This is a genomic window from Pseudomonas sp. Sample_23 (assembly GCF_004307595.1).
In the GTDB taxonomy this organism is placed as follows: domain Bacteria; phylum Pseudomonadota; class Gammaproteobacteria; order Pseudomonadales; family Pseudomonadaceae; genus Aquipseudomonas; species Aquipseudomonas atacamensis.
The window spans coordinates 47411-73052 of record NZ_RCNX01000012.1; the positions used below are offsets into that span (position 1 = coordinate 47411).

Annotated in this window: 27 protein-coding genes; 13 read left to right on the forward strand and 14 right to left on the reverse strand. The window is 60.8% G+C overall.

Translation table 11 applies throughout. From position 1 onward, the window contains the following. The first annotated feature begins 58 nt into the window (after positions 1 to 58). Positions 59 to 1867 carry a FimV/HubP family polar landmark protein gene (locus D8U82_RS02925; protein ID WP_130901628.1) on the forward strand — a complete coding sequence of 603 codons (1809 nt, stop codon included), beginning with the start codon at positions 59 to 61 and terminating at the stop codon, positions 1865 to 1867. A gap of 103 nt (positions 1868 to 1970) precedes the next feature. Here the strand turns inward: D8U82_RS02925 and D8U82_RS02930 are convergent, their stop codons facing one another. Beyond that, positions 1971 to 4160: a patatin-like phospholipase family protein gene (locus D8U82_RS02930; RefSeq protein WP_130901629.1), complete on the reverse strand. Its 2190-nt coding sequence runs from the start codon at positions 4158 to 4160 to the stop codon at positions 1971 to 1973. 71 nt (positions 4161 to 4231) lie between these two features. Between D8U82_RS02930 and D8U82_RS02935 the strand changes: the two genes are divergently transcribed. Further along, on the forward strand, positions 4232 to 4519 hold the full coding sequence (locus D8U82_RS02935; protein WP_130901630.1) for a SelT/SelW/SelH family protein: 288 nt from the start codon (positions 4232 to 4234) through the stop codon (positions 4517 to 4519). Here D8U82_RS02935 and D8U82_RS02940 read toward each other — a convergent pair. Beyond that, positions 4513 to 5406 carry a DMT family transporter gene (locus D8U82_RS02940; RefSeq protein ID WP_016771138.1) on the reverse strand — a complete coding sequence of 298 codons (894 nt, stop codon included), beginning with the start codon at positions 5404 to 5406 and terminating at the stop codon, positions 4513 to 4515. The two genes, D8U82_RS02935 and D8U82_RS02940, sit on opposite strands and share 7 nt — an antisense overlap. Positions 5407 to 5478: 72 nt before the next feature. Continuing rightward, positions 5479 to 6243, reverse strand: a complete 765-nt coding sequence (locus tag D8U82_RS02945) for a helix-turn-helix domain-containing protein (RefSeq protein WP_130901631.1) — start codon at positions 6241 to 6243, stop codon at positions 5479 to 5481. Positions 6244 to 6378: 135 nt separating this feature from the next. Between D8U82_RS02945 and D8U82_RS02950 the strand changes: the two genes are divergently transcribed. Next, complete coding sequence (locus tag D8U82_RS02950; protein ID WP_071171397.1) at positions 6379 to 7194, forward strand: UDP-2,3-diacylglucosamine diphosphatase; 816 nt, start codon at positions 6379 to 6381, stop codon at positions 7192 to 7194. 110 nt (positions 7195 to 7304) lie between these two features. On the opposite strand, the gene D8U82_RS02955 is transcribed toward D8U82_RS02950, so the two are convergent. Both D8U82_RS02955 and D8U82_RS02960 read right to left on the reverse strand, forming a co-directional pair. Beyond that, entirely contained in the window at positions 7305 to 7895 is a 591-nt protein-coding gene (locus D8U82_RS02955) for an HD domain-containing protein (protein WP_056783723.1), read from the reverse strand. Positions 7896 to 7909: 14 nt separating this feature from the next. Continuing rightward, positions 7910 to 8221: a DUF962 domain-containing protein gene (locus tag D8U82_RS02960; RefSeq protein ID WP_122611674.1), complete on the reverse strand. Its 312-nt coding sequence runs from the start codon at positions 8219 to 8221 to the stop codon at positions 7910 to 7912. 165 nt (positions 8222 to 8386) lie between these two features. Here D8U82_RS02960 and D8U82_RS02965 point away from each other — a divergent pair, with 165 nt between their 5' ends. Then, positions 8387 to 9448 (forward strand): AraC family transcriptional regulator, encoded by a 1062-nt coding sequence (locus D8U82_RS02965; RefSeq protein ID WP_201278847.1) that lies wholly within the window; start codon positions 8387 to 8389, stop codon positions 9446 to 9448. On the opposite strand, the gene D8U82_RS02970 is transcribed toward D8U82_RS02965, so the two are convergent. After that, positions 9405 to 10859, reverse strand: coding sequence for a TrkH family potassium uptake protein (locus tag D8U82_RS02970; protein ID WP_024012066.1), 1455 nt, complete (start codon positions 10857 to 10859; stop codon positions 9405 to 9407). The two genes, D8U82_RS02965 and D8U82_RS02970, sit on opposite strands and share 44 nt — an antisense overlap. 121 nt (positions 10860 to 10980) lie before the next feature. Here D8U82_RS02970 and D8U82_RS02975 point away from each other — a divergent pair, with 121 nt between their 5' ends. Next, positions 10981 to 11547: a nitroreductase family protein gene (locus D8U82_RS02975; RefSeq protein WP_122752062.1), complete on the forward strand. Its 567-nt coding sequence runs from the start codon at positions 10981 to 10983 to the stop codon at positions 11545 to 11547. A 230-nt stretch (positions 11548 to 11777) separates the two neighbouring features. Here the strand turns inward: D8U82_RS02975 and D8U82_RS02980 are convergent, their stop codons facing one another. Together D8U82_RS02980 and D8U82_RS02985 are read right to left on the reverse strand one after the other, a co-directional pair. Beyond that, a complete protein-coding gene (locus D8U82_RS02980) occupies positions 11778 to 13118 on the reverse strand; it encodes a HAMP domain-containing sensor histidine kinase (protein WP_130901632.1) in 1341 nt (446 codons plus the stop codon). 176 nt (positions 13119 to 13294) lie between these two features. Next, entirely contained in the window at positions 13295 to 13747 is a 453-nt protein-coding gene (locus D8U82_RS02985) for a Spy/CpxP family protein refolding chaperone (RefSeq protein WP_042607494.1), read from the reverse strand. Positions 13748 to 14011: 264 nt separating this feature from the next. Between D8U82_RS02985 and D8U82_RS02990 the strand changes: the two genes are divergently transcribed. Beyond that, complete coding sequence (locus D8U82_RS02990) at positions 14012 to 14485, forward strand: hypothetical protein (RefSeq protein ID WP_130887183.1); 474 nt, start codon at positions 14012 to 14014, stop codon at positions 14483 to 14485. Between the two features lie 160 nt (positions 14486 to 14645). On the opposite strand, the gene D8U82_RS02995 is transcribed toward D8U82_RS02990, so the two are convergent. From D8U82_RS02995 to D8U82_RS03010, 4 genes are all read right to left on the reverse strand, one after another. Beyond that, a complete protein-coding gene (locus D8U82_RS02995; RefSeq protein WP_130901633.1) occupies positions 14646 to 15323 on the reverse strand; it encodes a response regulator transcription factor in 678 nt (225 codons plus the stop codon). A gap of 7 nt (positions 15324 to 15330) precedes the next feature. Continuing rightward, positions 15331 to 15741, reverse strand: a complete 411-nt coding sequence (locus D8U82_RS03000; RefSeq protein WP_016771128.1) for a translation initiation factor 2 — start codon at positions 15739 to 15741, stop codon at positions 15331 to 15333. A 108-nt stretch (positions 15742 to 15849) separates the two neighbouring features. Further along, on the reverse strand, positions 15850 to 16149 hold the full coding sequence (locus D8U82_RS03005) for a YciI family protein (RefSeq protein WP_016987935.1): 300 nt from the start codon (positions 16147 to 16149) through the stop codon (positions 15850 to 15852). A gap of 1 nt (position 16150) precedes the next feature. Further along, positions 16151 to 16747, reverse strand: a complete 597-nt coding sequence (locus D8U82_RS03010) for a septation protein A (RefSeq protein WP_016771126.1) — start codon at positions 16745 to 16747, stop codon at positions 16151 to 16153. Between the two features lie 87 nt (positions 16748 to 16834). Between D8U82_RS03010 and D8U82_RS03015 the strand changes: the two genes are divergently transcribed. The 6 genes from D8U82_RS03015 to rluB all read left to right on the forward strand — a co-directional run bounded on the left by D8U82_RS03015 (position 16835) and on the right by rluB (position 21839). Continuing rightward, positions 16835 to 17698, forward strand: coding sequence for a PHP domain-containing protein (locus D8U82_RS03015; protein ID WP_130901634.1), 864 nt, complete (start codon positions 16835 to 16837; stop codon positions 17696 to 17698). A 13-nt stretch (positions 17699 to 17711) separates the two neighbouring features. Then, complete coding sequence (locus D8U82_RS03020) at positions 17712 to 18341, forward strand: L-threonylcarbamoyladenylate synthase (protein WP_016771124.1); 630 nt, start codon at positions 17712 to 17714, stop codon at positions 18339 to 18341. Positions 18342 to 18464: 123 nt separating this feature from the next. Beyond that, positions 18465 to 19163: a ScpA family protein gene (locus D8U82_RS03025; protein WP_177434104.1), complete on the forward strand. Its 699-nt coding sequence runs from the start codon at positions 18465 to 18467 to the stop codon at positions 19161 to 19163. 11 nt (positions 19164 to 19174) lie between these two features. Next, positions 19175 to 20140 (forward strand): SMC-Scp complex subunit ScpB, encoded by a 966-nt coding sequence (gene scpB, locus D8U82_RS03030; RefSeq protein WP_130901636.1) that lies wholly within the window; start codon positions 19175 to 19177, stop codon positions 20138 to 20140. A 144-nt stretch (positions 20141 to 20284) separates the two neighbouring features. After that, a complete protein-coding gene (locus D8U82_RS03035; RefSeq protein WP_016771121.1) occupies positions 20285 to 20476 on the forward strand; it encodes a DUF1289 domain-containing protein in 192 nt (63 codons plus the stop codon). 142 nt (positions 20477 to 20618) lie between these two features. After that, positions 20619 to 21839, forward strand: a complete 1221-nt coding sequence (gene rluB, locus D8U82_RS03040; RefSeq protein ID WP_130901637.1) for a 23S rRNA pseudouridine(2605) synthase RluB — start codon at positions 20619 to 20621, stop codon at positions 21837 to 21839. A gap of 290 nt (positions 21840 to 22129) precedes the next feature. Here the strand turns inward: rluB and D8U82_RS03045 are convergent, their stop codons facing one another. Both D8U82_RS03045 and D8U82_RS28010 read right to left on the reverse strand, forming a co-directional pair. Further along, a complete protein-coding gene (locus tag D8U82_RS03045) occupies positions 22130 to 23095 on the reverse strand; it encodes a leucyl aminopeptidase (RefSeq protein ID WP_125925345.1) in 966 nt (321 codons plus the stop codon). A gap of 71 nt (positions 23096 to 23166) precedes the next feature. Beyond that, positions 23167 to 23304, reverse strand: coding sequence for a hypothetical protein (locus tag D8U82_RS28010; protein WP_003222780.1), 138 nt, complete (start codon positions 23302 to 23304; stop codon positions 23167 to 23169). 892 nt (positions 23305 to 24196) lie between these two features. Between D8U82_RS28010 and D8U82_RS03050 the strand changes: the two genes are divergently transcribed. Beyond that, complete coding sequence (locus tag D8U82_RS03050) at positions 24197 to 25609, forward strand: amino acid permease (RefSeq protein ID WP_130901638.1); 1413 nt, start codon at positions 24197 to 24199, stop codon at positions 25607 to 25609. Positions 25610 to 25642 lie beyond the last annotated feature (33 nt).

A 25642-nucleotide genomic window follows, 5' to 3' on the forward strand; every position in this document is an offset into this window, starting at 1 on the left:
TGTTCGTACCGGATGTGCGAACGCATAGAAACCGGTTTTGCTTATTTAAGGGATGCTCATGCTCGCAAGTCGGCACGTGCTGCGCGGGGGCGCCAAATGGCTGCTGCTCGCTGGTGTATTCAGCTATTCGACCTGGTCGATGGCGTTGGGGTTGGGCGAAATCACTGTTCACTCAGCCCTCAATCAGCCGTTCAAGGCCGACATCGCGCTGGTCGATGTCGGCACGTTGACGCAAAACGATCTCTCGGCCAGCCTGGCTTCGGCGGATGAGTTCGGCCGGGCGGGCGTCGAGCGGGTGTTCTTTCTCAATGACCTCAAGTTCACTCCGATCCTGCGCGGCAGCCGCCAGATGATCCGGGTGACGTCCGGCAAACCGGTCAACGAACCTTTCCTGAATTTCCTCGTGCAGCTCGATCAGCCCAACGGCCGTCTGCTGCGCGAGTACACGGTGCTGATCGACCCGCCGGGTTCGCCGGGCATCGTGCCCGCCACCGACGAGCCGGATCCGCGCCCGCAATCCTCTGAATTTCCAACCGTCGAACCGGTTACCGCACCGCCCCAGGCTGCCCAGGGCAAACGCACTGCGGCGCCTGTGCCGCCAACGCCGGCGGCACCTGCGAACGATGCGCAGGCCGAGCAACTGGCCGCCAGCGTGCTGCTCACCCAGCAACTGCAAAAGACCCTCGACGAACAGAACCTCAGGCTGCAAGAGCAGCAAGTGCAAATAGCCGACGGCAAGAAGCAGATCGAGGAGTTGCAAACCCGTCTGGCCGAAGTGCAGAAAGCACCGCCACCGCCCGTGGTCGCTCCGGTTTCGGCCGCTGTTTCAGCCCCGGTCGAGGCGGCAGACGATGGCGTGAACTGGCCGCTGCTCGGCGGACTTCTATTGCTGCTGGGCGTGCTGGCAGCGTTGCTCATACGTCGCCGTCAGCAACGTTCGACAGCAGACGGCAGGCCGCTGCCGCTATTGCCCGTGAGCGCCGAAGAAGACGTCGACGAGCCCGAGCTTCAACAATCTGTCGGTGCGCACGCGGCTGCGGATCATCGCGACGAGCCCGGTGCCGGCGACGTGCTGGAGGCTGTGGGCATCTATCTGGCCTACGGCCGACTCAGCGAAGCCGCCGGGCTGCTGCGCGATGCCTTGCACAAGGAGCCTGAGCGCACTGATCTTGGTCTGCAGTTGCTGGAGGTTCTTGGGCGCCAGGGTGACAGCGGCGCTTTTGAACAGCAGGAAAACCGCCTGCGTGCGCTTGGCGTCGATGACCGCGAACTGATCGAAATCCGCGCTCGCCATCCAAAACTGGCAGGCGCCGCACCGGCGGCATTTGCAGCAACGCCAATCGCGCCCGAACTGCCCGTGGCCTCGGCAGCGACCGCAGCCGCGCCGCTTGCAGCGTCGCCCAGCGCTCTCGAGGATGATTTCGAATTGAATCTGGGCGAGCTGTCGATGGATTCAAATTGGGATCTGAACGACAGCCGCACTGATGCCGCGTCACCGCCGGTCGATGATCCGGCGCTGGGCACCAGCCTGTCGGTGTTACCTGTCGATTTCGAACTGCCACAGGCTGCATCTGCCGAAGAAGCCGAACTCGAATGGATCCCCGAACCCGACGCCCAGCCGCTCGACGATGACTTTCTCAATGAGTTCGGCGATCCCGAGCCGTCGCTGGTGCTGGAACCACTGGATCTGCAATTACCCGAGTCCACCGACACTGACACCGAGGCCGCCGGCAAGCTCGAACAGGCACAAACCTGCATCGACGACGGCGACATCGACAGTGCAATCGCGCTGCTCAATGAATTGCTCAGGGAAGGGGATGAGCCGTTGAAGCAGACAGCAAGGACGTTGTTGGCGGGGATTCGCTGAGCGCCGACGTATTTCGTGTTCATCCGAGACCGCTTTCGCGAGCAGGCTCGCTCCCACAATGGAATGTGCTTTCCCTGTGGGAGCGAGCCTGCTCGCGAAGGCGTCAGAACGTCTGCCCTAGATTCAGATAAACCGCCTGCTCATCCGCATCATTCAACCCATACGTGAAGTTCAACGGCCCCAGTGGCGTGTCGAAGCCGATAAACACACTCGCGGCATTGATGTAGCCGCTGTCGAATTCATTGTCGTTGTTCCACGCCCGACCGCGTTCCAGCGAGGCGCCGGCGTACAGCGGGAAGTCCAGCGGCAGGTAGGAGCGCGGCGTCAGGCGGCGGTAGTACACGGCGCGCATCAGGCTGACGTTCTGCCCGGACAGCGCATCCTCTCGGAACCCCGACAACTGCCGCGCGCCGCCGAGCAGGAAGCTTGAGGTCACCACATTGGCATCGTCCAGCGTCCGACCGTAGCGCCCGCCGAGAATCAGCGTGTCGGGCCCATGGCTCATGGCCTTGTCGAAATTCAGTTCCCATTGGCGATAGCGATTGTCTGAACCCAGGCCCGGTTCGAACTGGGCAAACGTCAGGCTGACGTCCTTGCCTTCGTGCGGAAAGTAGACGTTGTCCAGCGAGTCGTAGGAATACTTCACGGTATAGAAGCCTTCGTTGAAACTCTCGCTCGGCAGATCCTGATCACCGATGCGCACGTCAGCCTTGCCCCAGGCCTGGCCGACGCCGAGTCGCACTTCACCGTTGTTGCCGATCTGCCGCCCAAGATTGAGGCCGAAGCCGTAGCGCTCGACGCGATACTGGGCGATCGGATCGTTATCCAGCACCGAGTCAACGTTCTGCGCCTCGAACGACCCGTAGGGTGCGACGAAGTAACGCGAGCCGACGTCCAGCGGCTGATAGAACTCGCTGTACAGCTCCTGCTTGTCGCCGATCTGCGCGCGGGTCAGCCATTCCGCGCCGAGGCGGTTAATGCCGTTGACGCGGTAACTGGCGCCGAGGTTGAAAGCGCTGTCGCCGCGCATGTCGTCCGACAGATTGAGGCCGACCCGCAGATAATCGGTACCGCTGCGCTTGCCGCTGGCGCTGATGACCAGTGTGTGATCCTGGCGTTTGTGCACGACGCGGTAACGCACTTGATCGAAGTAATCGAGGCCGTACAGCGTGCCCATGTCCGAATGCAGGCGGCCCAGGTCCAGCGGCGCGCCGATCGGTTGGCGGATGTAATAGCGAATTACGTCATCGTCAACTTTCGAGTCATTTTCGACGCGGATCGCGGTAATGATCGGCGTGCGCTGCCCCGGCTGGCGGGCGGCGTTCAGTTCCGCGTCCTGGGTTTCCGTCGGCTTGAGTTGCGCCAGCCGCGCATCGAGGATCCGCGTGGCGCGGTAACCGGCGTCGATCATCTCCTGAGCCTTGCCGAAATCGGTCACGCCGAACGCGGCCAGCGCAGGCTGGATCAATACGTCATTGGCGTGCAGCGTCGCCAGTTGTTCTTCGGAGTTGCGCCGGGTCATCAAGGTGATCGACTGATTGAGCACGTCCACCACGGTAGTCAACTGCTTGCGGTTGCGCAGCGGTGTGCCGATATCGACGACGATGGCGATGTCGACGCCCATTTCCCGCGCGACATCCAGCGGGATGTTGTCGGTCATGCCGCCGTCCACCAACAACCGGCCATCAAGCTCGACCGGGGCGAACACTGCGGGGATGGACATGCTCGCGCGGATCACTTGCGGCAGGTGGCCTTTGCGGAACACCACTTTTTCGCCATTGGCGATGTCGGTGGTCACGGCGCGAAACGGGATCGGCAGTTTGTCGAAGTCGCGGGTGTCGCTGGTGTGCGCCAACAGGCTTTCCAGCAACAGTGCGAGGTTCTGGCCCTGAATCACCCCCAATGGCAGGCCGAGGCTGCCGTCGTCGCGAAAGCTCAGTTTCTGTTTCACCAGAAAGTCGCGGTCGTCCTGCTTGCGGCGAAATGGCACGTCCTCACGCGGCGGCGCGTCGGACAGCGCCGCTTGCCAGTCGATGCTCAGGGCGAGCTTTTCCAGTTCATCGATCTTGTAGCCCGAGGCGTACAGCCCACCGACCACCGCGCCCATGCTGGTGCCGGCAATCGCGTCGATCCTGATGCCTTGTTCTTCCAGCGCCTTGAGCACGCCGATGTGCGCCAGCCCGCGCGCAGCGCCGCCGGACAGCACCAGGCCGACTTTCGGTCGTGGCGCCTCACTGGCGAGAACCAGCAGGGGAAGGAAACCAAGCAGCAGGCAGAGCAGCAAACGGCGCATTGTGAGTCTCGGGGCAAACGGTAAAGCCGGCTATTATAGCGGCGCCCTCTGTCTCAGGAGTTTCAGCGATCATGACCGTCGTCAAAGCCGAAGTTGTCATCACTTATTGCACCCAATGCCAGTGGCTGCTGCGCGCGGCCTGGCTGGCTCAGGAACTGCTCAGCACCTTCGCTGATGACTTGGGCAAAGTGTCATTGGTGCCGGGCACCGGCGGGGTGTTTCACATCACTTGTGCGGGTGTGCAGATCTGGGAGCGCAAGGCCGACGGTGGTTTTCCTGAGGCCAAGGTATTGAAACAGCGAGTGCGCGATCAGATCGATCCTGACCGCGACCTCGGACACAACGACCGCACTCAGTGAGAGGCGGCCTCGGCGGCGACGGTTTTCTTGTCGGCCGAGCCTGACATCCGCGCCGACACCACAATCGCGACGATGATCAACGCGCCACCGATGAGCATGCGCAGGGTCGGGGTTTCGCTGAACAGCAGCCAGGCGATGGTGATGCCGTAGACCGGCTCCATGGCGAACACCACTGCCGCCGTGCGTGCCTTGATCACCGCCAGACTGGCGACGAACAGGCTGTGCGCCACGCCCGTGCAGAACACTCCGAGCAGGGCGATCCACAACCAGTCCAGCGCTCGGACCTGACTCAACTGCGGCGCCGCGACCGGCAACAGACACAACGCCACGACGACGTTCTGGCACAACGCCGCCTGCACCGCCGGGATGCGCCCGGAACTGGCGCGGTTGGTCAGCGACAGCAGGGAAAACAGCAGGCCGGACAGTACGGCCCAAAGCAAGCCGACGGTGGCGCCGCTGCCCAGATCAAATGCGGGCGTCACCAGCACCAGACCGATGCTGACCAATACCACCAGGACGATTTCATTGGCACGGATGCGTTCGCGGAAAATCAGTCCTTCGAGAATCACCGTAAACGCCGGGAAACTGGCAAAGCCCAAGGTGGCGATGGCCACCCCGGCGATCTTCACCGATACGAAAAAACTCACCCAGTGCCCAGCCAGCAACACGCCGCTGAGGGCGAGGCGCCGCCAGTCCACGGCCTGAAGTTTCTGCCAACCATGCTGGCTGGCGAAACGGGCGAAAAATGCCAGGGCGAGCACGGCGAAAGCCGCACGTCCAAAGACGATCACAGCAGGGGATGCGGCAGCGAGTTTGCCGAACACACCGGTCAGGCCGAACATCAAAGCGCCAATATGCAGAGCGCCGAGGGCGGTACGCGGAGTCATTGCATTCCTTTTTTCAGGTTCAACTTCATGGGGCCATTGAACCGCGTCTCGGCCTGCAAGTCTGTCGGCAGGCTATCGTCTTTTGTCGCAGGAATCGCGCCGAAGATGTCCGGGCGAGGAGCCGAATTCACGTAGGACTGCGGCCGAGAACGCACTTTGCGAGCTGTAACCGACGCGACTGGCTACTTCACCAATCGGCAATGCAGTGTCGCGCAGCAGTTGCACCGCGAGATGCAGGCGTCGACTGCGGATGTAATCCATCGGCGTCTGTCCGCATTCGGCCATGAACCGTGCGTGCAGGCGCGCGCTGGACAACCCGGCCACGCGCGCCAGGTCAGCGACTTGCAGCGGATAGCCGGCGTATTGCTCGATGTGCGCATCCAGCGCGGCGTAGGGCAGGCGACGCGCGCGGAGTTCGGCAGGTTGCGCGTGATTGAGACTGGCCAGCAGCAACACTGCGCCTTGCTGCGCGATCAACGGATCGCTGACCGGACTGTTCGCCAGCCAGTTGACCAATTGGCTCTGCCCCGAGTCCAGCGACAGCCGCCCCGGATGATCGAGCAAGCGGCGACAGGCCTCGGCGTGCGCGCCCAGCGAGTCCTGCACCCATTGCCCTTCAGGGATGTCGAGCACCAGGCAGCTGCTGCCTTGGGGACTGTCGCAGGCATGATGAGCGCCGGACGGAACCACCACAACACTCTGCTGACGCACTTGGCTGCCACAGCCCTCGACCTCGAAATCCAGCGCACCGGACAGACCGAACACCAACTGCGCGTGCTCGTGGCTGTGCACAATCAGGTCGTGGGTGTACTGGCGCAGGGTGAGGATCGGTCGCATGGCAGGTTGTCTCCGAGGTGGCCGTCAGTCTACACCGCCGTACGCCGGATGCGTTGTCACACGACTGACTCACGCTTGTCACGGTCGATTAACCGGGCGCGCGCAAGCTGGCGAAAACATCGCAGAGGGTTGCCCATGACCAGCGCCGAGCTCGCCCGACCCAGCCGCAAACAACGGGTGCGAACCCTGTGGATCTCCGATGTGCACCTGGGCACGCGGGATTGCCAGGCCGAGCACTTGTCGCAATTTCTCAAGGGCTACCACGCCGACAAGGTTTATCTGGTCGGTGACATCATCGATGGCTGGAAACTGCGCAGCGGCATGTACTGGCCGCAAGCCCACACCAACGTCATCCGCCGCCTGCTGACCATGAGCAAGCGCGGCACCGAGGTAATCTACGTCACCGGCAACCACGACGAATTCCTGCGGCGCTATTCGAAACTGATTCTGGGCAATATCCAGTTGGTCGACGAAGCGGTGCACGTTACGGCGGACGGCCGGCATTTGCTGGTGATTCACGGCGATCAGTTCGATGTGATCACCCGTTATCATCGCTGGCTGGCGTTTCTCGGCGACTCGGCCTATGAATTCACCCTGACCCTCAACCGCTGGCTCAATCACTGGCGAGCCCGTTATGGCTACGGTTACTGGTCGCTGTCGGCGTACCTGAAGCACAAGGTCAAGACAGCGGTGAGTTTCATCAGCGACTTTGAAGAAGCCATCGCCCACGAGTGTGTGAAGCGCGAACTGCATGGCGTGGTGTGCGGGCATATCCACCATGCCGAGATTCGCAAGGTGGGGGAGGTGGACTACCTCAATTGCGGCGACTGGGTCGAATCGTGCACCGCGTTGATCGAGCATTGGGACGGCACGATCGAGTTGTATCGGCTGGCGGATGCCCAGGCGCGGGAGGCGCAATTGAAAGCTGCCAAAGTTGCCGAAATCGCCTGAGCGAAAGAGAACCCTGTGGGAGCGAGCCTGCTCGCGAAGGCGTAGTGTCAGACAAAACTTATGTGCCTGATACAGCGCTTTCGCGAGCAGGCTCGCTCCCACATGTGTTCTCAGGCCGGGCTGTGTTCTTGCATCGCAGCCTTGTAAATCGAGTTCTTCGGCTGCGCAAACAGCCTTTCCATCATCGGCTCGAAGAAACTCAGCGGCAGCGTGTCGTACGCCGGATCAAACGCCGCCGCGTCGTACTTGGCGCAAAATTCGGCAGTGGCGTGGAACTGCGGATGGTCCTTGAATTGCTCGCGCAAGTGCCGGTCCATGCCCAGGTGATGAAAGAAGTAATAGCCCTGAAAGATCCCGTGCTTCTCCACCATCCACAGATTCTCCGCACTCACGAACGGCTTGAGAATCGCTGCGGCGATGTCCGGATGATTGTAGGAGCCGAGGGTGTCGCCAATGTCGTGCAACAGTGCGCAGACCACGTATTCCTCGTCACGCCCGTCGCGAAAGGCGCGGGTCGCGGTTTGCAACGAGTGGGTCAGGCGATCCACCGGGAAACCACCAAAGTCGCCTTCAAGCAGCTTCAAATGCGCGAGGATCCGCGACGGTAGCTGTCTGGCATAGGCACTGAAATCGGCGGCGATGATCGCCCAGTCTTCCTCGGTGCCGTCCTTCATATGGGTGAAGCGAGCATGGGCATTCATTGGCAGACCCTCATTCAGAACGCCACGCGACCGAGAATCATGTCGCGGTACATGACGAAATCGCCGAGCAGGCTGTACAGCGGATGCTGAAACGTCGCCGGGCGGTTTTTCTCGAAAAAGAAATGGCCGATCCAGGCGAAGCTGTAACCGGCCACAGGCAATGCCAGCAACAGCAGCCAGGCGCCTTTGGCGATGCTCAGGGCGAGGATGAAGATGACCAGAGAAGTGCCGATGAAATGCAGACGACGGCAGGTGCTGTTGCTGTGTTCGGCGAGGTAATACGGATAGAACTCGGCGAAGCTGTTGAACTGCTTGATGTTTTCCACGACCGCGCTCTCTGTGGTGATTGTTCTGGCGACAAGTTGTTCGGCGAGGAGCTTATTTGAGTCTAGAGTGATCATTGGCGTGGGCCAGTGACAATCGGCGCCACTTTAGTATCCTTCGCAAATAGGGCGGTTATCTGCAGCCCGTCATGTAAAAGAATAACAACCATGAGCGAACGAACGACTTCTGCAAGCTGGGCGATGGGGATTGTCAAAGCACTGGAGATGGACGGCCTGGATTGCCGGGTTCTGTTCAAGCAACTGGGGCTGGATTTCACTGCCCTGGAAGATCCGGATGCGCGTTTCCCGCAGGATTCCATGACCCGGCTCTGGCAGCGCGCGGTCGAGGTGTCCGGCAACCCGGCGATCGGCCTGAACATGGGCAAAGTGGTGCGCCCGGCCTCGTTTCATGTCGCCGGCTACGCGCTGATGTCGAGCAATACCCTGGCTGAAGGCTTCCAGCGTCTGGTGCGCTATCAACGCATCATTGCCGAAAGCGCTGACCTGAGTTTTCGCCTGCTCGACGAAGGTTACGCGCTGATTCTCACCGTGCATGGCGATCATCTGCCGCCGACCCGGCAGAGTGCCGAAGCGTCACTGGCCTGCGCGTTGGCGCTGTGCGGCTGGCTGACCGGGCGCCCGCTGCACCCGGTCAAAGTGTTGGTTCAGGGCGATCAGCCGACAAACCTGCAACCTTATAAAGAAGCCTTTCACGCACCGCTGGTGTTCAACGCGCCTTACGATGCGTTGATCTTCGAACGTGCCGATATGGAGGCGCCGCTGCCGACCGCCAACGAAGCCATGGCGCTGTTGCATGATCGCTTTGCCGGGGAATATCTGGCGCGGTTTTCCGAAAGTCGCGTGACGCACCGGGCACGGCAGGTGCTGTGTCGTTTATTGCCCCAGGGCGAGCCCAAGCGTGACACCGTGGCGCAGACGCTGCACCTGTCGCAACGCACTTTGCAGCGGCGCTTGCAGGAGGAGGGCACCAGTTTTCAGCAGTTGCTCGACGACACCCGGCGCGAGCTGGCCGAGCAATATCTGGCGCAACCGAGCATGACCTTGCTGGAAATCGCCTACCTGCTGGGCTTTGCCGACCCGAGCAACTTCTTCCGCGCGTTCCGCCGCTGGTTCGACACCACGCCCGGCGAGTACCGCTTGCGCCTGACGCAGGTGCCGGACGCGGTCAATGACGCCAGAACGCCGGAATACACAGCACAAACACCGTAATGATCTCCAGTCGGCCGAGCAGCATGCCGAACGACAGAATCCACTTCGCCGCATCCGGCAGGGTGGCGAAGTTGCCGGCCGGGCCGATGGTTTCGCCCAGACCCGGGCCGACGCCGGACACGGTGCTGGCGGCGCCGGTCAGCGCGGTCATCCAGTCGACCCCGAGCAGCGACAGCAGCAGGGCGATTACGCAGATGGTGATGGCGAAGAAGAACGAGAAGGTCAGGATCGAACGGACAATTTCTTCGTCGAGGCGGTGACCGTTGTACTTCTGCTTGATCACCGCGCGCGGGTGGATCAGCTGATTGAGGTTGGCCTTGAGCAGGATATAGGCGACCTGGAAACGGAAAATCTTGATGCCGCCCGCCGTCGAACCTGAGCAACCGCCGACAAAACCCAGGTAGAAAAACAGCATCAGCGAGAAGTTGCCCCACAGGCTGTAGTCGCCGAGGGCGAAACCGGTGGTAGTGACTACCGAGGTCACGTTCAGCGCCACATGCCGCAGCGCTTCCAGCCAATGCAGCTTGGTGGTCCACCAGTACCAGGTGCCGAGCACCAGCCAGGTCACCAGCAACATCGCCAGCAAACCCTGCACCTGTTGATCCCTGATCAACGCACGGCGGTTGCCGCGCAGCGTCGCCACGTAGAGGGTGAACGGCAGGCTGCCGAGGATCATGATGACAATCGCCACCCAATGAACTGCCGGTTGCGTCCACTTGGCCAGCGACTGGTCGGAGGTCGAGAAGCCACCGGTGGAAATCGCCGACATCGCGTGGTTGATCGCATCGAACGGGCTCATCCCGGCCCACCAGAACGCCAGGCTGCCGAGAATGGTGATGCCGACGTAGGCCGCCACGATCAGCCGCGCCACCATGTGCGAGCGCGGCATGACCTTTTCCGAGCGGTCCGAGGATTCGGTCTGGAACAGGCGCATGCCACCGATGCGCAGCAGCGGCAGAATCGCTACCGCCATGCCGATGAAGCCGATGCCGCCGATCCAGTGCAGCAGCGACCGCCACATCAGAATTCCCGGCGACATGTTGTCCAGGCCGTTGAGCACGGTGGAGCCGGTGGCGGTGATGCCGGACATGCTTTCGAAGAACGAGTCGGTGTAGCTGATGTGCTGGGTCAGCAGAAACGGCAGCGCGGCGAAAATGCACACCACCAGCCAGCTGCTGACCGTCAGCAGATACATGTCGCGCGGGCGCAGGTGAATGTGTTCCGGTCTACCGGGTATCACCAGAGCGAGGCCGGCGACAAAGGTGATCATGCTCGCCCAGAGGAACGATGGCAGGTCGCTGGTGCGCTCGAAAATCACCAGCGTGGCCATCGGCACGACCATGGCCACAGCCAGGGTGATCAGGAAGATGCCGATGATAAAACCAATGATCCGTAAGGTCGGCAACGCCATGAAATCCGCTCGGGCTGGTGGGAGAAGGGCGCCATTCTACCTGTGGGGCAAGGCATGTAAACCGGCAGGCGCTGCGCAGATGAAGCTAGAATAGCCGCACATTTTTCAAAGGAGGTGGCCGATGCAGGCTCTCGACGCGTTGCTCAACCGTGTTTCCGTTCCCCGACTGGTCGAACCGGCCCCCACTGCCGAGCAGCGCGAAGCCCTGTTCGGCGCGGCCTTGCGTGCCCCGGATCACGGGCACTTGCAGCCGTACCGCTTTTTGACCGTCGAAGGCGCAGCGCGTGAGCAAATGGGCGAGTTGCTGGCCGAGGCGGCCCGCCAGCAGAGCGGCGAAGTCACCGAAGCGATGATCGACAAGGCCCGCAACGGCCCACTGCGCGCGCCGCTGGTGGTTGTGGTCATCGCGAAATTGCAGGAACACGTGAAATACCCGAAGGCCGAGCAACTGCTCACGGCCGGCTGTGCGGCCCACGGGATTCTGCTGGCGGCGTATGCGCAGGGGATTGGCGCAGTGTGGCGCACCGGGGATCTGGCGTACTCAAAGCATGTGGCCGAAGGCTTGGGGCTGGTGGAAGGCGAGGAGGTGATCGCGTTTCTCTATCTCGGCACGCCGCAGAAAGAGCCGCGCGTGGCGGAGAAGGTTGATCTGGCTGAGTTCGTCAGCGCCTGGCCCGGTAAGGCCTGAAGATCAAAAGCCCCTCACCCTAACCCTCTCCCAGAGGGAGAGGGGACTGATTGGGGGATGCTTTGGAGTTACACCGACCTGAGCGACCTTCGCTGAATCCAGAGTCGGGATACCGGACGTGTTGTTTCTGCGAGTTCATAATCGACTCGGTCTTTCAGGTCGATGCACAACGGCAGACAACTCGGTCGGCCCCCTCTCCCTCCGGGAGAGGGTTGGGGTGAGGGGCTTTTTCAGGGCTGGACCACGACTCCCGGTACCAACGGCAATTCCAGACTCGCCACAAAGCCGCCCTGCGGATGATTGGCCAGCGTCAGCGTGCCGCCATGCCGTTCTGCCGCCCGTTTGGCAATCGCCAGCCCCAGGCCATGCCCGGCAGCGGTCTGCCCCGGCGCGCGATAAAACGGCTCGCCCAACTGACTCAGATGTTCGGTCTGCACCCCCGGCCCGTGGTCGCGCACGCTGATGACAATCCGCTCAGCCTGCCGCGCAGCGTGCAATTCGATCGGCTGATCGCTCGGGTTGAAGCGCTGGGCGTTGCGCAGCAGATTATCTACCGCGCGTTCGATCATCGTCGGCCAGCCTTTGAGATTCAACTGCGGCTCGGCTTGCAGGCGCACGGGCTGCTCGGGGGAGCTGAGCTGCGCATCCTTTTGCAGCGTGGCGAGCAACGCATTCAGGTCCACTTCTTCAGCGCTGGCGTTGTCGGCATCGACTCGCGCCAGCACCAGAATTTCACTGATCAACGCCTCCAGCCGGTCGCATTCGCGGGTCAGGCGTGGCCACAGTTTTTCGCGCTCTTCAGGGTTGGCACGCTCGGCCAAAGCCAACGCGATGCGCAGGCGCGCCAGTGGTGAGCGCAGTTCGTGGGAGACATCGCGCAGCAATTGGCGCTGACTGCCGATCAGGCTTTGCAGGCGCGCGCCCATGCGGTTGAAATCGGTGGCCAGCACGCCGAATTCGTCCCGGCGGTTGGCCAGTTTCGCCAGACTGTTCTGCTGATATGTGGTCTGCCCCAGATCATGCACCGCGCCGCGCAAGCGACTCAGTGGGCGGGTGATGGAGAAAGTCACGAGCAAACTGAACAGGGTCAGCACCACCAGCGCGATGCCCAGCGCACTCAGCGGCCAGAGCAGGCTTTCGCGGTGCCAGGCGTCGAGCTCAGGGTGCGGGATGCGGTAGATGAACAGGTAGGTATCACCGGTTTTTTCACTGGTGATCTCGTCGGTCAGACGCCGCCACGGCAGGCGGCGGTCATCGTTGTTCTGCCGCGCTTCGAATGCTGCGGCGCGGCGCGGGAAGGTGCCGCGCACCACCGGATCGCCGGTTTCGTTGAGCACTTGAACGTCGATGTGATACTGACGTTTGCGTTGTTCGAGAATGTCCTGCGCGGCTTCTTCGCCCTGGGTTTCGTAAGTCTGCGTCCATTCCGCCGCCAGCGTGTTGAGGCCGGGATGGCGGCTGAGAATCCATGCGTCCTGATTGAGCATGTGCCCGAGCAGAATCGACAGCCCGGCTACCAGAGCGATGGCCAGCCAGAAGCTCGCAAGAATCCGCCAGAACAGTGAACGCACAGAAACTCCTCGAAAATCACACCGTTCAAATGTGGGAGCGAGCCTGCTCGCGAAGACGTAGTGTCAGTCAAACCATCGCTGGTTGATACACCGCCTTCGCGAGCAGGCTCGCTCCCACATTCGATTTGAATGGAACAGGCCCGACGAGGTAAGTCGTCGGGCCCAGGATTAAGCCATTATTGCGCCTTTTGTGCCTGCTGCGCTTTCCAGGCCTTGAACTCGGCCCATTCGGCGCGGCGTTCGGCGCGTTTCTTCTGGATCTCGTCGAACTGCTTCTGTTGCTCGGGCTTAAGCAGTGCACGGACATCGGACTCGGCTTTCTTGTGGTTGGCCGCTATCTCGTCCTTCATGGCTTTCTGGTCGGCCGGCGAGAGTTTCTCCAGGTACTTGTCGACCACCTGCTTACGCTCGTGCATCTGCTCGCCCATGATCTTGCGAATCTGCTCGCGCTGTTCGCGGGTCAGGTCGAGCTGGCTGTACGGGCCTTTGCCGTGCATGCCGCCGTGCATCTGACCGCCGTGGCGCGGGCCATCCAGTGGACCACCGAGCGGACCGCCATCTTGCGGCATGGCCATGGCCACGGTTGGCAGAGCGGCAGCGAACATCAGAGCGATAAGAGTCTTGCGCATGGTGTATCTCCTTGTCTCGTTCCCGGTACGTTCCGGATGAGTGCAGATTACGCAGATCAAGGTCAGCGGCGGTCAGCGCAGCGTAAAGCTTCGGTAAAGACGTTTCGTGCCCAGCCTTACACATATCCAGTGCAGGAGGTGCTGAAGGCTGCGATCTTTTGGATAATGCACGGGCCCAGGCTGTGATCCTCATTTAGACGACATTGTCGCTCAGCGAAAGAACAACGGCTGCGTGCCTTAACAAAGCGAATACCGAGCTTCCCTATGACTAATAAAACGTTTACCAGGCAACTCGGCCCATGGCTGATGGCAGCTTTATCGGTCAATGCGATTTTTTTGGCATTCCTGATTTTTGATCATGGTTCGCAGGGGCACGATAAGAAGATGATCAAAACTAAAGAACCGTTGCTGATCGAGGGTCCAAACGGCGACGAGAATTACTACGTGCTGCCGCAGGGTACTACGCTATATCACGATAAAAGCTTTCCTGAAGGGCATGATCGTTATGTGGTGTATCTCAATCATAAGGGTACGATTGCCCACGAAGAAGTACCGATGAAGCCTGAGTACGGCGGTTCTTTCATTGATCCGCTCTGGCTGGCAAATGTTGATGCGAATACTTTGCAAGAAATTTTCAAGCGTTTCCCACTTTCCAAAAAAGACATTGCCGCTGCCATTAAGGCCAACGAGATAACCAAGGACGATTTGGCCGACATAATTCGTTCGATGCCCGATTAACCACTGCAAAGCCACCGACGGCTGCATTTCCTACAGAGCGCGGAAACGATCAGATACCCCTCTGTAGGAGTGAGCCTGCTCGCGATGGCGGTGCCAGAAAAGAATGTGTTGACTGACACACCGCCATCGCGAGCAGGCTCACTTCTACACGGCGCAGGTCTTATAGACTGTAGTAGTAACCACGGCTACGCAGCGCGACGATGCGCGGGCGGCCGTCGGGGTGGGGGCCGATTTTTTTGCGCAGGTTGCTGACGTGCATGTCGAGGCTGCGGTCGTACAGGGTCAGCTTGCGGCCGAGGGCCAGTTGCGCCAGTTCCTGTTTGTCCAGCGGCTCGCCGGGCTGCTTGAGGAGGGCTTCGAGCAGGCGGCTTTCGGAGACGGTCAGGGTCTGTTCTTTTTCGTCGATGCTGACCACGCCGCGCACCGGGCTGAAACTCAGATCACCCAGCTCGAGCTGCGTCGATACGGCGGCCGGATGGCTGCGGCGCAACACGGCGCGCAGGCGTGCGGTCAGTTCGCGGGGGTCGCAGGGTTTGGCCAGGTAATCGTCGGCGCCCAGTTCGAGGCCGAGGATGCGGTCCAGCGGTTCGCCACGCGCTGACAGCATCAGCACCGGCAGGTCGGCGTGGTCGTTGCGCAATTGCTTGAGCAGTTCCAGACCGCTGCCGTCGGGCAGCATCACGTCCAGCACCACCGCCGCCGGGGCGGTTTCGGCCAACGCCTTGCGGGCGCTCTGGCCGTCGTGGCAGGCGCGCACCTGGAAGCCTTCCTGGCTCAACCAGCTACTCAGGAGTTCGCATAACTCCTGGTCATCATCAATCAGTAACAGCTCGCTCATGACTCACTCAATTTAGCCATTGCCGACGTTTTCGGCTTGCACCACTGGCAAAGATACCGCAGAGCAGCGCCAATAGCGCTACCCCGGCGCCAGTGACGAACCACTGCTGTTGATCGGTCAGCAAACGCGGCAGCGGGCTGGCCTGGGCTTCCTTGAGTTGCAGCTTCAGACGCTGGTTCTCCTGGCGCAGCCGGGCGAGCTGGGCGCTTTCGCGAGTGTTGTCGGCATTTTGCAGTTGTTTGTTCAGTTCTTCGCGCTGCTGCTCACTGGCCTTGAGCCGCTGTTGCAGCTCGGTGATCTGGCTGCCGGCGCTCAATGACAATGGTGTGGAGCTGCCGCTTTCGGTGGTTTCCTCACCATGGGCGGGGGCCATGATCGACAACGTGAGCAACATCAGACACAACGGACCCTTGCGCATCGCGACACCTGTTTCCAAATGGATATTGGGCAGGTTGTCGGCAGGCAAACGAGAATAATGAGCGATTGAGAGCGCGATGAACCGAGAAGGTTCATCGCGTGGCAGGACTTAAGGCAGGACTTGCTTGAACGGCTTGACGATCACATTGGCGTAAACGCCGGCGGCAATGTACGGATCGGCATCGGCCCAGGCCTGTGCGGCGCTCAGGGAGTCGAACTCGGCGACGATCAGGCTGCCGGTGAAACCCGCTGCGCCCGGATCATTGCTGTCGACGGCCGGGTGCGGGCCGGCCAGCACTATGCGGCCTTCGCCCTTGAGCGCTTGCAGGCGTTCCAGATGCGCCGGGCGCGCGGCCAGGCGAGCTTCCAGCGAGTTGGCAACGTCGGTGGCAATGATGGCGTAGAGCATGTCAGTCCTCGGTTTTAGGCGTTGTGGTATCGGTGTCATGCAGATGGCGCGACAGGTAAACGCCCTGTGCGACCAGGAACAGCACGGTCATGCCCAGGCTGCCGAACACCTTGAAGTCGACCCAGATGCTCTGGAAGGTGAAGGCGACGAACAGGTTGGCTGCGCCGCAGAACAGGAAAAAGCCGATCCAGGCGATGTTCAGGCGCGTCCAGACCGGGTCTGGCAAGGTCAGCGCGTGGCCCATGATGCGCTTGATCAGCAGGCGATCGCCGATGAAGTGGCTACCGATGAACGCCGCAGCGAACAGCCAGTTGACCACCGGCGCTTTCCATTTCAGGAAGGTTTCGCTGTGGAAGGCCAGCGTCAGGCTGCCGAATACCAGGCAGGCGATCAGCGTCAGCCATTGGCTCTTTTCCAGCTTGCGCTGCTTGATGAACAGCGCGCCGTACACCACCAGGGAGCTGATGATCAGCATCGCCGTGGCGCTGTAGATACCGCCTACGGTCACTTGCTGGCCGGCAATGTCGACGACCCGTGGATCAAGTTTGTAAACGATGAAGAACAGCAGAAGCGGGATGAAATCGATGAATTGTTTCACAGTGAGAGCCAGAAGCTGGATGTGGCGGCATAATAACAAACATATGGGCGCGCGATAGCGCCAGCTGATTTGAGGTTACAACTCCCCGTGAATGTTGATTTGCACTGCCACAGCACGGCCTCCGATGGCGCCCTGGCGCCTGCGGTTCTGGTTGCGCGAGCGTTCGAAAACGGCGTGCGAGTCCTGGCGTTGACCGACCACGACACCCTTGAGGGGCTCGCCGAGGCGCGTACTGCCGCCACCGAGTTAGGCATGCAACTGGTCAACGGCGTCGAATTGTCCTGCACCTGGGGCGGGGCGACCATTCACGTATTGGGCTACGGTTTCGACGTCAACGCCGCGCCGTTGGTTGAAGCGATCGCCAAATTGCACGATGGCCGCTGGCTGCGGTCGGAAGAAATAAGCCGCAAGCTCGCACTCAAGGGGATGCCCGGTGCCCTCGACGGCGCCCGGCAGATCCAGCAGGAACTGGGCGACAGCGGCAACGCGCCGGCCCGGCCGCATTTCGCCGACTGGATGGTGCGTGAAGGTTATGTAAAGGATCGCGCCGAGGCATTTCGCAAATGGCTCGGCGCCGGCAAGCTCGGCGACGTCAAGCTGCACTGGCCGACCCTGGAAGACACCGTCGCCACCCTGCGCGCCGCCGGTGCCTGGGTCAGCCTGGCGCATCCATGGCACTACGATTTCACCCGTAGCAAGCGCCGAAAGCTGATTGCCGACTATATTCAAGCAGGCGGGCATGCTATCGAGGTGGTCAATGGCCATCAGCCCGCAGAACAGGTGGGCAGCCTTGCGATCCTTGCCCGTGAGTTCGGTCTGCTGGTCAGCGCCGGCAGTGACTTCCATGGCCCTGGCGGCTGGTCCGAGATCGGCCAGTACCGGGCGGTTCCCGAGGACCTTCCACCCCTGTGGTGTCGGTTCAAACATGACACAGATATTGCCGCCGTCTGAACAGGTAGAGAATGTGAGTCAATTTTTCCAGATACATCCGGAAAACCCGCAAGCGCGCCTGATCAAACAGGCGGTCGAGATCATCCGCAAGGGCGGGGTGGTGATTTATCCCACGGACTCGTCCTACGCCATTGGTTGCCAGATCGGCGACAAGACCGCCATCGAGCGTGTGCGACGTCTGCGTCAGCTCGATGAAAAGCACAACTTCGCGCTGATCTGCAGCGACCTGTCGCAACTGGGCAATTACGCCAAGATCGACACCGGCACCTTCCGCATTCTCAAGGCGCATCTACCCGGCCCTTACACTTTTATTCTCAACGCCACCCGCGAAGTGCCGCGCCTGTTGCTGCATCCAAAAAAACGCACCATCGGCCTGCGCGTGCCAAGCCATCCGATCGCGCTGGCGCTGCTGGCCGAACTTGGCGAGCCGCTGATGAGCGTGACGCTGATCATGCCCGGCGATGAAGACCCACTCAGCGATCCCTACGAAATGCGCCAGTTGCTCGAGCACCAGGTCGATCTGATCATCGACGGCGGCTTTGGCGGCATCAAGGCCTCAACGGTGATTGACCTGACCGGCGACGACCCGGAAGTGGTCCGCGTCGGTTGCGGCGATCCGACGCCGTTCATGGTCGAGGCCTGAATGTCCGCAGTGGAAACCGTGATCGATCCCCAGGCCGGCGCCCAACAGGAACTGCCGTTCGCGATGGTCTATGGCCAGGCGGTCATGGAAATGCCGCTGGACCTGTACATCCCGCCGGATGCGCTGGAAGTCTTTCTTGAAGCCTTCGAAGGCCCGCTCGACCTGCTGCTGTACCTGATCCGCAAACAGAACATCAATATCCTCGACATCCCGGTGGCGGAAATCACTCGCCAGTACATGGGCTACGTCGAGTTGATGCAATCGGTGCGTCTGGAGCTGGCCGCCGAATATCTGGTGATGGCGGCGATGCTTGCCGAGATCAAATCGCGCATGCTTCTGCCGCGCGCCGAAACCGTTGAAGATGAAGAAGACGACCCGCGCGCTGAACTGATCCGCCGCTTGCAGGAATACGAGCGCTTCAAGGCTGCCGCTGAAGGTATCGATGGGCTGAGCCGGGTCGGCCGGGATGTGATCGTGCCCAAGCTCGACGCCCCGGAAGCGCGGGCGCGCAAGCTGTTGCCCGACGTCGCGCTGGAAGAGATTCTGATGTGCATGGCCGAAGTCCTGCGCCGTGGCGACATGTTCGAAAACCACCAGGTCAGCCGTGAAGCGCTGTCCACCCGCGAGCGCATGAGTGATGTGCTGGAACGGCTCAAGGGCGGCGGTTTTGTGCCTTTTGTCGAGCTGTTCACCGCTGAAGAAGGTCGCCTGGGTGTGGTGGTGACCTTCATGGCGATCCTTGAACTGGTCAAGGAATCCTTGGTCGAGCTGGTGCAGAATGAGCCGTTCGCCGCGATCCACGTGCGAGCCCGAGCCGAATAACGAGTCCCTGTATGAACCTGACTGAACCCCGCGAGCTGGCGTCCCTGCTTGAAGCCTTTCTGTTGGCCTCGGGAAAGCCGCAATCCCTTGAGCGCCTGTTTGAACTGTTCGAAGAAGGCGAGCGGCCGGAGCCGGCGGTCTTCAAGAAAGCCCTGACCCTGCTTGGCAAGTCCTGCGAGGGCCGTGCCTTTGAGCTAAAAGAAGTCTCGTCGGGCTATCGCTTGCAGATCCGCGAGAAGTTCTCGCCGTGGGTCGGCCGTCTCTGGGAAGAGCGCCCGCAGCGCTATTCCCGCGCCTTGCTGGAAACCATCGCGTTGATCGCCTACCGCCAGCCGATCACTCGTGGCGAAATCGAAGACGTGCGTGGCGTGGCGGTGAACAGCAACATCGTCAAGACCTTGCTTGAGCGTGAGTGGATCCGCGTCGTCGGCTATCGCGACGTGCCGGGCAAACCGGCGATGTTCGCCACGACCAAGGCGTTTCTCGACCACTTCAACCTGAAAAACCTCGAAGACCTGCCGCCGCTGGCCGAACTGCGCGAAATGGAAGCCGAACCGGTGCTCGACTTCGACGACGTGCCGGTGCCGCAGAGTCTGCAGGAACTGGCCGACGCCAGCGCCGAGCCGGAGGAGGAAAAGGAAGAAACCAGTTTCCATTCCCTGCTGCTGGAGCTGGACAGCATGGAAGAAGGCATCAAAACCGACTTCGACGACTTGCTGCGCGATGCGGTGGATGGCGAAGCACCGGTGCCCGAGCCTGAGATCACCGCGCCGGTTGTTGAAGTTGAAGTTGAACTTGAAGCCGCGCCCGACGCCGAACCGGAAGAAGATATTCTCGGTGTCGCCGAAGCCCGCGAGAAACTCCTGGCCGCTGTCGCCGCCCTCGAACAGCCGGAACCGGAACTCAGCGAAGAAGAAGCCGAAGCCCGCGCGCTGGCTGAGGCAATCGAAGCCGAACGGCGCGAGTTCGAAGACTGACGCCTATTGAGAAACCAGTGAAGACCCTTGTGGGAGCGAGCCTGCTCGCGAAGGCGGTGTGTCAGATACATCAATACTGAATGACACTGCGCCTTCGCGAGCAGGCTCGCTCCCACAGGGTGAAATGTCGTTCTGGAGATTGCGATGAGCTCAACCAAAGACCCCTGCATCAGCCTCTGCAAATTCTCCGACGACATCTGCCTGGGTTGCGGTCGCAGCAAGCGCGAGATCAAGGCCTGGAAGAAGCTCGACAAGGACGACAAACGCACGGTGCTGGCCGAAGCCGCGCTGCGTCTGATCAAACTCGGTGGTGCCGGTCGGCGGAAAAAGAAATAACCGGCAATCGATCAGCTAGTCTCTGATGCGCGACGGCGCACATCCGCGTATGATTCGCGACCCTTCGCCGATCCCTTCGGCCTGGACCCAGTTTTCAATACTTCAGGCGCCGCCTGAACAGACCACACCGGGAGGTGCCCAGATGAGTGACATCAATCAGAAAGACGACCAGGAAATCGGCCCAGCAGGCGAAAAGCTGCAGAAGGTCCTCGCCCGTATCGGCGTCGGCTCGCGCCGTGACGTGGAATCCTGGATCAGCCAGGGCCGGATCAAGGTCAATGGCAAAGACGCCACCCTCGGCCTGCGCGTCGACATGCACGACGCCATTACCATCGATGGCAAGGTGATCAAGCGCGAAGAGGCCGCCGAATCGGTGCGCCGCGTGATCATGTACAACAAGCCCGACGGCGAAATCTGCACCCGTGACGACCCGGAAGGCCGTCCGACCGTGTTCGACAAGCTGCCGCGTCCGAAAGAAGGCCGCTGGATCAACATCGGCCGTCTCGACATCAACACCACCGGTCTGCTGATGTTCACCACTGACGGTGAGCTGGCCAACCGCTTGATGCACCCGTCCTACGAGATGGACCGCGAGTACGCCGTGCGTGTACGCGGTGAAGTCGACGACGAGATGATCGAACGCCTCAAGGCTGGCGTGGTGCTGGAAGACGGTCCGGCGCGTTTCACCGACATTCAACAGGCGCCGGGCGGTGAAGGTTTCAACCACTGGTACCACTGCGTGGTCATGGAAGGGCGCAACCGTGAAGTGCGTCGTCTGTGGGAATCCCAAGGTCTGGTGGTCAGCCGTCTGAAGCGCGTGCGTTTCGGTCCGGTGTTCCTCAACTCCGACCTGCCGATGGGCCGCTGGCGCGAAATGAGCCAGTACGAAGTCGACGTGCTCAGCGCCGAAGTCGGCCTGACCCCGGTGGCGATGCCGCAGCTGAACGCCAAGAGCAAGGACAAGCTCGAACGCATGCAGCGCAAATCGTCGCGGCCGATGGCCAAGACCGAGCGCGTGCGCACCCTGCGTCCAGCCGCCGGCGCGCCGACCGCGCCGCGCCAGAGCCGTGAGCCGCAGATCGAAGGCGAGCGTCCAGGTCGCAAGCCAGTCGCCCGTGACGGCGAGCGCGCACCGCGTCCGGCCAACGGTCGCACTGAGCGTGGCGAAGGTCGTGCACCAGCCGGTCGCGGTACGCCAGTGGCGGATCGTCCAGCCGACACCACCAACAAGCGCCCGGCCAAACCGGCGCCGAAGCGTCCGGGGATCAAACTGGTCGACGGCGACAAGCCCTCGGGCAAGCGTCGCGGCGCACCGGCCGGTTCCGGTCAGCGCCCGGGGTTCGGTCGCAAAAAGCCGGAATAAGGCAGCTGTGAGTTACTAGCTGCAAGCTGCAAGCTGCAAGCTACAAGCTACAAGCTGAAGCAAAAACGCCAACCTCAGGGTTGGCGTTTTTTTGTCTGGACGAAAGTCTGTGCTGACACCGATCGTTCCCACGCTCTGCGTGGGAATGCCTCAACGGACGCTCCGCGTTCGGCTTTGGAAGGGACGCGGAGCGTCCCGGGCTGCATTCCCACGCGGAGCGTGGGAACGATCATCTGCGGCTTACATAAATCCCCTGTGGGAGCGAGCCTGCTCGCGAAGGGGCCAGTCGCTTAAAACACGAATCGTCCGTCGAAGACTGGTTTGTCATCCAGCGCCAACACCCCGCCAGAAAAGATCAGGTCCAGGTGATGACTGCCCTTGGCGCCACCGCCCAGTCCGAGATGCAGCCCACAGTGCCGCTCCTCGAACCCGGCATTGCGCGCATACAGATCCTTGACGCCTTCATTGGTGCCAATTCCCAACTCCTCAATCCGTCGGTTCGACGGGTTGGCATCCAGGTACTTGTTGAAATCATCTTCCAGCCCCGGCACGTCGGTGGCGATGCGGCTGATGGTCGAGTTCTCGATCCACAATTCCAGCGGCGATTCCAGCACGCCGTACTTGCGCGCGAACGGGATGGTGCTGAGGAAGGTACCCTTGAACTTCACGCGGCCATTGATGGCTTCGCTATGGGTGGCGATTTCGCCGGGGGCGAGGTCGAAGTTGCCGACGCCATTGATGTCGGTCCACTTCTTGATGCTGCTCATCGGTGTTTCGAACCATGAGCCGTGGTCATCCTTGAAACTCAGCGTGGTCGCCTGGGACATGCGCTGGATCAAGTGACTGTTGAGCCCGGCGATGCGTTGCGGGGTGATGCTGAAGGTGTCGTAGAAATAGTCGCCGTAGTCCTTGAACAGCAGCGACTTCTTCCAGTTTTCCGCCATGACCGCTTGCAGCGCACGAACGAATTCCGGGCCGTCGGGGCGCGGGTTGGGCAGGGTGGAAGAGTCGTAGAAGAAAATGTACAGATCGCTGTCGGCAATTGCCTCGGACAGCGTTGCGGTACTTTCCAGGTCCAGGCGCCGGGCGCTGAACTGAAAGCGCGGATGCTCGCCGGCCTGTTCGGCAATGGCGCCGGTCAGGGCTTCGTAGTCGGCGGTATGGCCGAGCATGACCTTCGCCGAGTCGAGGCCGGCAAGGGCTGGGTGATGTTCGAGGTAGTAAAGGAAATGCGAGATGGCGCGGGGCTTGTCCATGAATCCTCCCTGACTGACCGGGGAATGAAGCGGCAGGCACGACCGGCCGGACCGTGCCTGCCCGGGATGTCTTACAGAGGCCACATCGCCGTGCCGAACGGAACCACCGCGTCGGCTTGCATCATTTCCACAGCGGCCTCATGGGTTGGCGCTTCAAACCATTCGTCCAGTTGCAGTTCGGTATCCAAGTCTTTTTCCAGTGCTTGCATGGTCGATCTCCTAGAGAATTTCACGGTTTATGACTGACCGGTCGAGGTGGCCGGTGAGACGTGAAGAACCTAGTTGAGCGTTTTTGTGAATGCAAAAATTTATCCATTTAATTTTTAAATAGACTTTTTGTTCTGTTTTTCGGGATGGATTTTCTTATTTGAAAACAAAAAACTAGGTTGGTGAAATTGATAGCAAGCTAGCGACCGTCAATATGCAGACGTCCTACAGAAATTTCTGATTCGGAAAATATTCGTTACGCGTTGTAAAGAAAACCTGACGATATTGGCCCGCCAACCCGGTGATTTCACGTCTCGCCATCCGTTGTAAGGAAAAGCTTCCGTAAGCCGACGGAGCGTGCGCCACGCAGGGCTCTGGCGCGCTTGTTTCCAGCCTTCAGGCAGGGTGTTATGCGCCCCATGCCTGTCGTGCAGGCGAATAACAAGAAGGAGGCGCAATGTACGCCGCGACTGATTTCCACTTCTCCCCGTGGGACGGTTTTCTCCTCGTCCCCGTCGATGGCCTGCAAAGGCCTGACTCACATTTTGCAGCCGCTCGAGACTGTCGAGGCGGACACATGCAATCCCGGCAACCGACACGCTGATCAGGCGGGTCTGGCAGCAGGGGGTTAGCGGTGTACAATGCGCCGCGTTTTAACTGTGACCCTCTGCGTAATCGCAAAAATCTCGAGGCTATCCGCCTTGTTCACTCCGCCGCGCCACAAGCGTGCCGGGTTCGATTTCGTCACAGATAAAAACAAACAGGTGACGCATGACCGTTGTAAATGAGCTGAACTCCTGGTGCCTGCGCTGGGGTTTGATCGGGGCTGCCTGAAATCGCAACCTTGCAGCAACGTCTACTGAACATCATCAAACCTTGCGTGAGACCTTTTTCATGAGTGGACAACCCTCGCAATCAGGCGAGCTGAAACGCGGCCTGAAAAATCGCCATATTCAACTGATCGCCCTCGGTGGCGCGATCGGTACCGGATTGTTCCTCGGTTCTGCCGGGGTCCTGAAATCCGCCGGCCCGTCGATGATCCTCGGCTACGCCATCTGCGGCTTCGTCGCCTTCATGATCATGCGCCAGCTCGGCGAAATGATCGTCGAAGAGCCGGTGGCCGGCTCCTTCAGCCATTTCGCGCACAAATACTGGGGCGGTTTCGCCGGTTTCCTCTCGGGCTGGAACTGCTGGATTCTGTACATTCTGGTGGGCATGTCCGAGCTGACAGCGGTTGGCAAGTACATCCATTACTGGGCGCCGGACATCCCGACCTGGGTCTCCGCTGCTGCATTCTTCGTGCTGATCAACGCGATCAACCTGGCCAACGTCAAAGTCTTCGGTGAAGCCGAATTCTGGTTTGCGATCATCAAGGTTGTGGCGATTGTCGGCATGATCGCACTGGGCAGCTACCTGTTGGTCAGCGGCCATGGCGGCCCGCAAGCCTCGGTCTCCAACCTGTGGTCCCACGGCGGTTTCTTTCCCAACGGGGTGAGCGGTCTGGTGATGGCCATGGCGATCATCATGTTCTCCTTCGGCGGTCTGGAAATGCTCGGTTTCACCGCCGCTGAAGCGGACAAGCCGAAAACCGTGATTCCGAAAGCGATCAATCAGGTGATCTACCGCATCCTGATTTTCTACATCGGTGCACTGGTGATCCTGCTGTCGCTGACTCCTTGGGACAGCCTGCTGGAAACTCTCAATGCGTCGGGCGATTCCTACAGCGGCAGTCCGTTCGTGCAGGTGTTCTCGATGCTCGGCAGCAATACCGCCGCGCACATCCTCAACTTCGTCGTGCTGACCGCTGCGCTGTCGGTATACAACAGCGGCACCTACTGCAACAGCCGCATGCTGCTGGGCATGGCCGAGCAGGGCGATGCGCCGAAAGCTCTGGCGAAGATCGACAAGCGCGGCGTGCCGGTGCGTTCGATTCTGGCTTCGGCGGCAGTGACGCTGGTCGCCGTGTTGCTCAACTACATGATCCCGCAGCACGCGCTGGAACTGCTGATGTCGCTGGTGGTTGCGACGCTGGTGATCAACTGGGCGATGATCAGCTACTCGCACTTCAAGTTCCGCCAGCACATGAACCAGACCAAACAGACGCCGCTGTTCAAGGCGCTGTGGTATCCGTACGGCAACTTCGTCTGCCTGGCGTTCGTGGTGTTCATCCTCGGCGTGATGCTGCTGATCCCGGGGATTCAGATATCGGTGTATGCGATTCCGGTGTGGGTGGTGTTCATGTGGGTCTGCTACCTGATCAAGAACAAGCGCAGTGCCCAGCAGGCGCTGCCCGTGATCGCCAAGTAACCGCTCAAGCAGAAACAGCAAACCCGGCCAAGT